Origin of the sequence: Pantoea sp. SS70 (assembly GCF_029866845.1) — a bacterium.
Taxonomy (GTDB): domain Bacteria; phylum Pseudomonadota; class Gammaproteobacteria; order Enterobacterales; family Enterobacteriaceae; genus Pantoea; species Pantoea leporis.
The window spans coordinates 3,394,300-3,405,891 of the sequence record NZ_CP117199.1 but is presented as its reverse complement, the minus strand read 5'-3'; the positions used below and the strand labels follow the sequence as shown (position 1 = coordinate 3,405,891).

General features: G+C 51.8%; 7 protein-coding genes. All 7 read left to right on the top strand.

Features of this window, described 5'->3' with window-relative positions:
- Positions 1 to 41: 41 nt before the first annotated feature.
- The 7 genes from PO881_RS15675 to PO881_RS15645 all read left to right on the top strand — a co-directional run bounded on the left by PO881_RS15675 (position 42) and on the right by PO881_RS15645 (position 11,495).
- Complete coding sequence (locus PO881_RS15675) at positions 42 to 1,493, top strand: TolC family outer membrane protein (RefSeq protein WP_192236416.1); 1,452 nt, start codon at positions 42 to 44, stop codon at positions 1,491 to 1,493.
- A complete protein-coding gene (locus PO881_RS15670) occupies positions 1,490 to 3,661 on the top strand; it encodes a type I secretion system permease/ATPase (RefSeq protein WP_280172045.1) in 2,172 nt (723 codons plus the stop codon). The genes PO881_RS15675 and PO881_RS15670 overlap by 4 nt, the downstream gene beginning before the upstream one ends.
- Positions 3,658 to 4,884: an HlyD family type I secretion periplasmic adaptor subunit gene (locus tag PO881_RS15665; protein ID WP_192412059.1), complete on the top strand. Its 1,227-nt coding sequence runs from the start codon at positions 3,658 to 3,660 to the stop codon at positions 4,882 to 4,884. The genes PO881_RS15670 and PO881_RS15665 overlap by 4 nt, the downstream gene beginning before the upstream one ends.
- Positions 4,885 to 5,373: 489 nt before the next feature.
- Complete coding sequence (locus PO881_RS15660; RefSeq protein ID WP_192412058.1) at positions 5,374 to 6,522, top strand: capsule biosynthesis protein; 1,149 nt, start codon at positions 5,374 to 5,376, stop codon at positions 6,520 to 6,522.
- Between the two features lie 23 nt (positions 6,523 to 6,545).
- Complete coding sequence (locus PO881_RS15655; RefSeq protein ID WP_192412057.1) at positions 6,546 to 8,222, top strand: polysaccharide biosynthesis/export family protein; 1,677 nt, start codon at positions 6,546 to 6,548, stop codon at positions 8,220 to 8,222.
- Positions 8,223 to 8,234: 12 nt separating this feature from the next.
- Positions 8,235 to 10,265, top strand: coding sequence for a capsular polysaccharide biosynthesis protein (locus tag PO881_RS15650; RefSeq protein WP_280172912.1), 2,031 nt, complete (start codon positions 8,235 to 8,237; stop codon positions 10,263 to 10,265).
- Positions 10,266 to 10,268: 3 nt separating this feature from the next.
- Positions 10,269 to 11,495, top strand: a complete 1,227-nt coding sequence (locus PO881_RS15645; protein WP_277974064.1) for a capsular biosynthesis protein — start codon at positions 10,269 to 10,271, stop codon at positions 11,493 to 11,495.
- Positions 11,496 to 11,592: the final 97 nt, after the last annotated feature.

Below are 11,592 nucleotides of genomic sequence, written 5' to 3'. Positions count from 1 at the left end.
AGGGATGTGCCCCTTTCTCTTTATTGACTGGTGGACTATCGATGGAACTGATGCACTCAGGCGCAACTTTTCGCCGTTCGTTTAAGCTCAGCGTTCTCTGTGCGGGCATGGCTTTACTTTACAGTTCTCAACTTTTAGCGGCCAGTGACGCGTTAACCCGGGCGGGGCACATCACCTCAGCAGGTTTAGCGCAACAGCAAGAACTGCCTTCATTAACCGGTGAAGTGGCGGAACCCGCCCTCGCCAACGTCCCCGACTTTCTCACCATCAACCAGGCGGTGCAGCGCGCCGTTCAGTGGCATCCCGATATCGCTCAGGCAGTAGGAAAAATGCTGGAGCAGGCTAATCAGGTTGATGTGGCGAAAGCCAAATACTATCCACAAATCAGTGCCGGCATGAACAACGGCTACAGCAATGCTTACAGCGAAAAGGGCTTCAGCCCGTCGTTTGTGCTGTCGGTTTCACAGATGTTGTATGACTTCGGCAAGGTCAGCAGTTCAGTGCGTTCCGCCGAAGCGGGCGTGGCGCAGGAGCAGGCCAACGTGCTGGTGAGCATTGATACCGTGGCGCACGATACCGCCGCGGCGCTGGTGGAAGTGCAGGGTTATCAGCAACTGGTCAAAATTGCGCGTGAGCAGCTCACGGCGTTGAGTAAGATTGGCGATCTGGCGCGCCAGCGTAATGAAGAAGGCGCGGCGTCGCTTTCGGATGCCACCCAAACCGATGCGCGTATCGAAGGCGCGCGTACCACCCTAACGCAGTATCAAGCCAACCTCGACCGCTGGCGCGCCACGCTGGCAACCTATCTTGGCTGGCCGCTGGTGAAAAAGGTCAGCGACGATTTTCCCACCAAACTCACCCAGTCCTGTCAGGTGGCGAAAGCCGATGACAAGCTCAATCCGTCGGTGCTGGCGGCCTGGGCGCAGGCCAATCAGGCGCAGGCCAAGCTCGATAATGCTAACGCGCAAAACATGCCAACCATCTCGCTGGAACCGCAGGTGACGCATTATCTCAATAATCACTATTCCGGCAGCGAATCGCTGGATCGCACCCAATATTCGGCGTTTGTGAAAGTGGAAATGCCGCTCTATCAGGGCGGCGGCATCACCGCCAGCCGGGACGCGGCCGCCAATGCATTGCAGGCCGCCAATGCGGCCGTCAACTCGGCGCGACTTAAAGCGCGTCAGCAGTTGAGTGAGTCGCAGAACGCGTCGCAAAGCCTGGCACTCAGCCTGGCGATTATGGGACGGCAACAGACGCTGGGCGAGAAAACCCAGTCGCTCTATCAGGATCAGTATCTGCAACTCGGCACGCGTCCGCTGCTGGACGTGCTTAACGCCGAGCAGGAAGTGTTCCAGACCCGTTTCACATTGCAGCAAACCATCAGCCAGTTACGCTCACTGCAGCTCGATTGCCTCTACAGCACCGGGCATATGCGGTCGGCGTTTGCTTTGAATAATCAGCGGATCCAGTCCGTGGAGATCCAGCCATGACGCAATTACAGATTCCCGACGCGCCTGATAGCGCGTCAGGGGGAAACGTGCCCTTACACGGATGGGCCACCGCAATCATCCTGATTGCCAGCCATTATCGCTTGCCCTGTTCGCCGGGCATGATCATGGCCGCTGCCGAATGGCAGGGCAAACAGTCGCGCGATAAAGCGTTACGCCATCTGGCGCGCCAGGCCGGTTTATCGCTGCAATTATATGAAGAGAATAAGTGGGAGATCACCAGTTGGCTCTTACCGCTGGCGATCGAGCTGGCCGACGGTCAGGTGGGCGTTATTACCCAGTTTGATGGCGACGATGAAGTGCGGGTGCATTTTGCCGGTGATGAACAGCCAGCACCAATTGCGCTGGAGACGTTGCTGCCGGAAATCCGCTTTGCCGCCGCGCTGCGTCCGGTTACCGCCGCCAAAGATAGCCGCGTCGATCGCTATCTCGCCACGGTAAAACCGGATTGGCTGCGCCGTCTGGTGCTGCACGATCTGCGGCCGTACGGCTACGTGATGCTCGGATCCTTCCTGATCAACCTGCTGGCGCTGGTCGGTATTATCTTCTCGATGCAGGTGTACGATCGGGTGATTCCGGCGCAGTCCTATCCCACGCTGTATGTGCTGTATATCGGCGTGATCATCTCGGTGGTGTTCACTTATATTCTGCGCGTTGGACGCGATCACGTGACCGATCTGCTGGGCAAGCGTGCCGATATGCGCGTCTCCGATCGGGTATTTGGTCACGCACTGCGGCTGCGTAACAGCGCGGTGCCGCGCTCGACCGGCACCTTTATCTCGCAGTTGCGCGAGCTGGAGGCGATCCGCGAAATGGTCACGTCCACCACGGTCACCTCGATTGTCGATATGCCGTTCTTCCTGCTGTTCATGCTGGTGATGGCGATTATCGCGCCGCAGCTGGCGTGGATTGCGCCGGTGGCGGTGCTGCTGATGATCCTGCCGGGCGTGCTGAGCCAGAAGAAGCTGGCGAAGCTGGCGCAGCAGAACCTAAAAGAGTCGACGCTGCGAAATGCGGTGCTGGTGGAGAGCGTGCAAGGGCTGGAAGATATCAAGCTGATGCAGGCGGAAGATCGCTTCCTGCAACAGTGGAACAGCTACATTCGTATTACCGCGCAATCCGGCGTGGAGATGCGCAAAGTGATGCACTCGCTGATTACCTGGGGCGTGACGGTGCAGGGTTTGGTATACGCCAGCGTGATTGTGATCGGTGCGCCGATGGTAATCAACGGCGATATTACCACCGGTGCGATTGTGGCGGCATCGCTGCTCTCTTCACGCATGATCGCGCCGATGGCGACGCTGTGCGGCGTGCTGGCGCGCTGGCAGCAGGTGAAAGCGGCGAAAGGCAGCCTTGATGCGCTGATGAATTTGCCGGTGGAAAACAGCAAAGACGAAACGCGGATTCACACGCCGGTGCTGTTTGGTCACTACCAGTTTACCGACGCGATGTTCCGTTACTACACCGATTCAATGAACATCGCGCTGCGCATTAAAAGCCTGACCATCAAACCGGGCGAGCGTATTGCGGTGCTGGGACGCAACGGTTCGGGTAAATCGACCTTGCTGCAGGCGATGATTGGCGGCATCGATCTGGTCGGCGGTGAACTGCGGCTGGATAACCTCAGCCTGCCGCACATTGATGTGGCCGATGTGCGGCGTAACGTTGGCCTGCTGACGCAAAATGCGCGGCTGTTCCACGGCACGCTGCGGGAAAATCTCACCATGGGCGCGGCGCACGCCACCGATGATGCCATCTTTGGCGCGCTTACCGTCAGCGGCGGCGCGGATTTCATTCGTCGGCTGCCGCTCGGCCTCGACCATCCGGTCATGGAAGGCGGCGTTGGGCTTTCGGGCGGACAGCGTCAGTCGCTGCTGCTGGCGCGTATGCTGCTGCGCGATCCCAACATCATCCTGCTGGATGAACCGACGGCGGCGCTCGACGATCACACCGAGAAAGAGTTTATCGAACGTCTCGGTCAGTGGCTCAACGGGCGCACCTTGATCGTGGCGACGCACCGTGCGGCGATCCTCACGCTAGTGGATCGTGTGCTGGTGCTGAAAGAGGGACAACTGGTGATGGACAGCCCGAAAGAGAACGCCTTGCCAACACCGCGTACTAACGGCAGCCTGCCGGAGGCGCAATCATGATCAAACAATTACCGGCAAGACTGCGCTTAGTGACGGCGGCAGAAGTGGATTCCTCCGACGATCTGCTCGGCGAGCTGCGATCCGAAACCCATTACACCGGCGCGGTGCGGCTGATCGTCATCAGCACCGCACTGATCCTCGTTACCGTGATCTGGGCTTGGTTTGGCGTGCTGGATGAAGTCTCAACCGGCACCGGCAAAGTGATTCCCAGCTCGCGCGATCAGGTGCTGCAATCGCTGGAAGGCGGCATCCTCACCGAGCTGTATGTGCACGAAGGCGATCAGGTGCAGGCCGGGCAAGTGGTGGCGCGCCTCGATGCCACGCGCTCGCAATCCAACGTCGGAGAAAGTGCGGCACGCTATCGTGCGGCATTGGCTGCCGCCGCGCGTCTCAATGCGGAAGTGAACGATCAGCCGCTGAGTTTCCCGGCAGAGTTGAATAAGTTCCCCGATCTGATGGCGTCAGAAACGCGGCTGTATAAAACCCGCCGCGCACAGCTCACGGATGCGACTGCGCAGTTTAAAGAGTCGCTGGCGCTGGCTAACCGCGAGCTGGCCATCACGCAGCGTCTGGCCAAAACCGGTGCCGCCAGTAGCGTGGAAGTGCTGCGTTTGCAGCGCGATAAATCAGATCTGGAGCTGAAACTCACCGATATGCGTTCGCAATATTACGTGCAGGCGCGTGAGGAGCTGGCGAAAGCCAACGCCGAAGCCGACAGCATGGCGCAAGTGGTGAAAGGGCGTGAAGACACGGTGACGCGACTGACCATCCGTTCGCCGATGCGCGGCATCGTAAAAAACATCAAAGTCTCCACCGTGGGCGGCGTGGTCCCACCGAATGGCGAGCTGATGAACATTGTGCCGATGAACGATCGTCTGCTGATTGAAGCGCGTTTGTCACCGCGCGATATCGCCTTTATCCGTCCCGGCCAGCGGGCGGTGGTGAAGATCTCGGCGTATGACTACGCCATTTATGGCGGCCTGAACGGCGTGGTGGAGAGCATCTCGCCAGATACCATTCAGGATGAGGTGAAACCGGAAATTTACTATTACCGCGTGTTTATCCGCACCGATAACGACTATGTGCAGAATAAAGCCGGTAAGCGCTTCTCCATCAGTCCCGGCATGGTTTCTACCGTGGATATTAAAACCGGTGAGAAGACGGTGATGGATTATCTGATTAAGCCGTTTAACAAAGCGCAGGAGGCGATGCGGGAACGCTAATTGGAACGGTATAAGCGTTAGTTTAAAACCGCTGTTTTCCTCAGGAAACGGCGGTTTTTTATTTGGGTGATTGATGAGGGCACCATGAAGTTTTGGTAACTATTACACGAACCGTTAAATATCAAATCCCACACTTATATAATTAATTACAGCAAGAAATGTCTTGAGCTGGCTTGTTATTAGAGAAAAGGGTTTCCCGAAGTGAACGATAACAAGCCGTTTCTCAAAGGCGCTAAGTGCGCTTAACGCTAAGCTGAGCGCTTTGATACGTTACGCACATGAAATTATGAACAAATCAATGTGGTTTTATTTTCGAGCGCGGGAAGACGGACGCGGTACTTTTATTTAATGCGCTGCAATTTGTCACCAAAAAACATCCCGAAATATTGGATTTTCCTCGAGGGGCGGCAGGGTTATTAATGCGCAGAGCCGCAGGCCGAACCTCAATGATGTGCTACGGCACGCTTATGAATATTTGATGATTGCTCCATGTTAATAAAAGAGAATTCCACCTTATCAAAATTTGAAAAAAGATTAGGCGTTGTTTCTTTCGCCAATCTTAAACGGCACCTCGGAAAAGCGATCATTTTTCTCCCAATGACGTTGCTGATTATTTATCTGGCAATATTCAGTCAGCCGCGTTTTGTGAGCGAATCCAAAGTCGCGATTAAACGCTCAGATGATCTTGCCAGCAATAGCGTGAATTTTGGCTTGTTGTTAGGGGCGATTAATCCCAGTTCGGTGGAAGATGCACTCTACTTAAAGGAGTACATCAATTCGCCGGATATGCTGGCAGTGCTAGATAAACAACTTAATTTCCGTCAAGCCTTCAGCCAAAGCGGACTGGATTTCTTGCACCATCTGTCTCCTGATGAAACTGCCGAAAAATTCCTGCGTTATTATCGTGAACGTCTCAGCGTAACGTATGACGATAAAGCGGGATTGCTGGCTATTCGCACGCAAGGCTTTACGCCGGACTTTGCCCTTAACTTTAATAAAGCGGTGCTGAAAGAGTCCGAACGCTTTATTAATGAGTTGTCGCACCGTATTGCGCGTGATCAGCTGACCTTTGCGGAAAAGGAGATGGAAAAGTCCCGCTCACGCCTGAATAACAGTAAATCCGAGCTACTGGCGTATCAGAACAGCAACAATGTGCTGGATCCTGAAGCGCAAGCGTTAGCAGCCAGTTCACTGGTTAACACGCTGATGGGGCAGAAGATCCAGATGGAAGCGGAGCTGCGTACTCTGCTGACCTATCTGCGTGATGACGCTGCGCAAGTTGTCAGCGTACGTAACGCCATTGCCTCGATGCAGGCGCAGATCGATAACGAGAAAGGCAAAATCACCGCGCCGCAGGGCGACAAACTTAACCGCATGGCGGTGGAGTTTGAAGAGATTAGATCGCGTGTCGCCTTTGATAATGAGCTTTACAAGCTTGCGCTGACCTCTATCGAAAAAACACGCGTGGAAGCCGCTCGTAAACTGAAAGTGCTTTCGGTGATCAGTTCACCGCAGCAGCCGCAAGAGTCCACTTTCCCCAACATTCCGTATTTGATCGCCTGCTGGTTGCTGGTGTGCTGCTTAATGTTTGGCACCCTGAAACTGTTATTGGCGGTGATTGAAGATCATCGGGATTAATGCTGTCGCAGAATGAGTCTGTTATGAAAATTTTAAAATCATTTGTAATGATCGCAGCTTGCTTCACTGCGCAGGCCAGTGCGGCCTTAAATATTAACGCTGATGCAAACTTAACCGGCGTTAAAACACAATCTCTGCTCAATTCGGCACCGGCAAATATCAGCAGCAATAACAGCGGATTTGATGATACGCCTGTGCCAGCTGCGCCTGTGGTACTTAGCCGTATGTTTGGTGCTCAGCTGTTTAATGGCAATAGCGGAGATAACGGGGCAAGCGTAGGTTTCAATCCCGGCTATATCCTGAATCCAGGAGATAGCGTTCAGGTGCGTTTATGGGGCGCATTTACTTTTGACGGCGCGTTGCAGGTTGATCCCAAAGGCAACATTTTCCTGCCAAATGTGGGGCCGGTAAAAGTCGCTGGCATCAGTAACAGCCAGCTAAACGCGTTAATTACCAGCAAAGTGAAGCAGGTCTACCAAGCCAACGTCAGTGTGTATGCATCGCTATTACAGGCACAGCCTGTGAAAGTCTACGTCACCGGTTTTGTTCACAGCCCGGGTTTATATGGCGGCGTGACGTCGGATTCCCTATTGAACTATTTGATTAAAGCGGGCGGCGTTGATCCTGAACGTGGAAGTTACGTCGATATTTTAGTGAAACGTGGCAATAAAGTGCGATCCAATATCAACCTGTATGATTTTTTGCTTAACGGTAAATTGGGATTATCACAATTTGCCGATGGCGACACCATTGTGGTCGGGCCGCGTCAGCATACGTTCAATGTGCAAGGCGATGTATTCAATAGCTATAACTTTGAATTTCGCAACAGCACTATTCCTGTCACCGAAGCTTTGAGCTGGGCGCGAGTCAAACCGGGTGCGACGCATATTACTATTGTGCGCCAGCAAGGTTTAGCAAAGCGCAGCGAATATTATCCAATTCGCGAGGCGAACGGCCGCTTCCTGCAAGATGGTGACAGACTGATTGTGAGCACCGATCGCTATGCCAGCACGATTCAGGTCCGCGTTGAAGGCGCACACTCAGGTGAACACGCGATGGTACTGCCTTACGGATCCAACATGCAGGCGGTGTTGAAGCAGATTCGACCTAATAGTATGTCGCAGATGAGTGCCATCAAGCTGTATCGTCCCTCCGTGGCCTCCCGCCAGAAAGAGATGATGAACCTGGCGTTGCAGAAGTTAGAGGAAGCCTCGCTTTCTGCGCAATCATCCACCAAGGAGGAGGCTGGCCTCCGCTTCCAGGAAGCGCAATTGGTCAGCCGATTTGTGGCGAAAGCGCGTCAGGTCGTGCCAAAAGGTGAAGTCATTCTGAACGAGAAAAACCTCGCGGCCACCCTGCTGGAAGATGGTGATGTGATTAGCATTCCTCAGAAAACCTCACTGGTGCTGGTACATGGTGAAGTGCTGTTCCCGAATGCAGTGAGCTGGGAGCAAGGCTTACGCGCGAAAGATTACATCGCCAAAAGCGGTGGCTTTACGCAGAAGTCCGGTAATGCGCGCGTCATCGTTATTCGCCAGAACGGCGCGGCCGAAGACGCGGAAGATGTCGGTGCGCTGAATCCAGGTGATGAGTTAATGGTGCTGCCGAAGTATGAATCGAAGAGCATCGAAGTGACGCGTGGCATTTCCACCATCCTGTATCAATTAGCCGTTGCGGCGAAAGTGGTTCTTACGCTGTAAGGGTGCATCGTGATGATTGGTATATTCTCTTCGGGCATCTGGCGAATTCCATTTTTGCGTAATTTCCTGGCCCAGCCGTGCCAGAAATTATCGCTGCAACGGCCTGTCGCCGATGCCGTGACCACCATTGCAGTGTGGGGATATCGTCCCAATACACGTCAGCCGGTGGCGTGGGCGCGTAGTGTAGGAAAATCAGTGCTGCGACTGGAAGATGGCTATATCCGCTCGCTGGATCTTGGCGTAAATGGCGCGCCACCTTTTTCACTGGTGCTGGATAGATTGGGGATCTATTACGATGCTAACCGGCCCAGCGAGTTAGAGAAGATGATCCAGGAAAGAGAAGTTAATCAACGGCTTGCCGATGACGCCAAACGAGCAATGAGCATCATCGTTGAGCAAGATTTATCGAAATATAATCAGGCTCCGGCTTTTGTTGCAGGAGCATGTGCAACCAGAAATGTAGTATTAGTTATTGACCAAACGCTAGGTGACATGTCCGTAACCTATGGCAATGCGGGGCCGAATAATTTTGTCCTGATGTTAGAGGCGGCGATACGGGAAAATCCTGGTGCCGTGGTGTGGATAAAGGTCCATCCGGACGTACTACAAGGCAAGAAGTCGGGATATTACCACTCCTTTCAATCCACGCATCGTATACATCTCATGGCTGATGATGTGAGCCCACAATCTCTGTTGCGGCATGTCTCACGTGTCTATGTCATGACTTCGCAGTATGGATTTGAAGCATTAATGGCAGGTAAACCGGTGACGTGCTTTGGCCAACCCTGGTATGCCGGTTGGGGATTGACCGACGATCGCCATCCACAAGCTAAGCAGCTAAATGAACGGCGTGGCAACGCTACGCTTGAGCAACTGTTTGCGGCGGCCTACTTGCGCTATAGCCGCTATATCCACCCGTTGACCGGCGAGCCCGCAACGCTGTTTGATGTTTTGCATTGGATCCAATTGCAACGCAACTATCAGCTACCACGTATCGGACACCTTTGGGCGCCGGGTTTATCGATGTGGAAATACACCATCCTTAAACCGTTTTTGCGTACCGCTACCAATACGCTGAGTTTTTCAAAAAGTAATAAGCTGGCTACCGCGTGTGTGGTGTGGGGAATTGCTGGCGAGCAGCGTTGGTTGGAAAAAGCGCAAGCCCAACAATTACCTGTTTGGCGGATGGAAGATGGTTTTTTACGCTCTTCGGGCTTGGGTTCAGATCTTATGCCGCCGTTGTCCTTGGTATTGGATAAACGTGGTATTTATTACGATGCCACGCGACCCAGTGATTTAGAGATGTTGCTCAATGAAAGTGAATTAACCGATGCTCAATGTTCGCGGGCGAGGAAGGTTCATCATCGGCTCGTAAATAACAGAATCAGTAAATACAATCTTGGCGCTGATTTTACTTTGCCAGCCGATTCAAAAGGTAAACGCGTATTATTGGTGCCAGGCCAGGTAGAAAATGATGCATCTATTCAGACTGGCACCTTTACAATCTGTACTAATCGGGATTTGTTACGAACCGTACGGGAGCGTAATCCTGCGGCATACATTATTTACAAGCCACATCCAGATGTAGTAGTAGGCAACCGCAAAGGGCATATTACTGATAGAGAAATTAATCAATATGCTGATTATCAGGCGCTGGATGCAGACATTATTCAATGTATTCAGGTTTCCAATGAAGTACATACGATGACATCGCTTACAGGATTCGAAGCTTTATTGCATGGCAAACGCGTGTACTGCTACGGCATGCCATTCTATGCTGGATGGGGATTAACATATGACGAGCATGATTGTTTCCGCCGAGTGAAACAATTAGGCCTTTACGATTTGATCTATCAAGCATTAATTGCCTATCCGACTTACATTCATCCGTTACGACTGGATGCTATTTCAGTAGAAGAAGCCATTGAAATTCTCATCAATACGCCACGAGCAAATATGGTGATTGATAAAAATTGGCGAGACAGACTTATGCGGATGGGAAAAAAGTTATCAATGTTTATTAAGGTTAAATTAGCATTTTAAACCATGAGTGAAGCTATTAAAAAGCTGCTAAAAGGAAAGCAGTTCCTATTGTTGCAAGGGCCAATGGGACCTTTCTTTAATGACATGGCTTATTGGCTGGAGTCATTAGGGCGTGAAGCCGTGAATGTCGTATTCAACGGCGGCGACCGCTTCTATTGCCGTAAACGTAAATACCTCGCGTTCATGCAAACAGAAAAGGAGTTTTCGGCTTGGCTCAACCAAGTTAAGCGGGATTATGACTTTGATACGATTTTGTGCTTTGGCGATTGCCGGACGCTGCATAAGGTAGCGAAGGGCTGGGCGCATACGCAAGGGGTAAGATTTTTCGTATTCGAAGAAGGATATCTGCGACCAAATTTTATTACGCTCGAGGAGGGCGGTGTCAATGGCAACTCTTCATTGCCGCGCGATGCTGAGTTCTATCGACAGCTACTGGCGCAGCCAGCAGCGAAAATAGAGGCATGTTATCCATCTAAAATCCGCAGGATGGCGCATGCCAGTTGGTATTACTTCATTAGCTGGTATTATCGACATACCTTTGACCAATATTGTCACCATAAACCATTTTCACCTTGGCGCGAAGCCACATATTGGTTTCGTGCTGGGTGGCGCAAGACATTATATCAGTTTAAGCAGAGATATATACTTAATAGATTAACGATTGAGCTAGATCAGCGCTATTACCTGGCGATTTTACAAGTTTATAATGACAGCCAAATAGAGCATCATAGCCCTTATAATGATGTGCGGGATTATATCCTTGAGGTAATGTGCTCTTTTGCGCAGCATGCACCAGCGGATACTTATCTGGTGATTAAACATCATCCAATGGATTGCGGGCATCGCAATTACGCAGCGCTGATCAACGAGCTCTGCAAGCGTTTAAATATTATAGATAGAGTAGTTTATATTCATGATCTCCCTTTGCGGGAATTAATTTCACATGCTCAAGGTGTGGTAACGATTAACAGCACCGCAGGGATTTTAGCGTTGATGCATGGTAAGCGGCTAAAAGTGATGGGCGAGGCATTGTACGACATTCGAGGAGTAACGTTTCAGTCGGGATTGGATTTTTTTTGGCGGGATCAGTTTATTACAGATGATTATTTATTCAAAAATTTTATGTCACATTTGACCTGCCAGACGCAAGTTAATATCCATTATTACCAATGGAACGTTTTTTCGAGTAAAGTTTGGTGTGAATTAGAAGACGTGCAAAACTTTAAATGAGCTCAATTTCAGCGTTGTTAATTAACGCCATGCTGACACTCAGGCGCAGCATGGTTCGTCAATTACGGGTTCCCATTCAATATTTAGCCCATTTTAG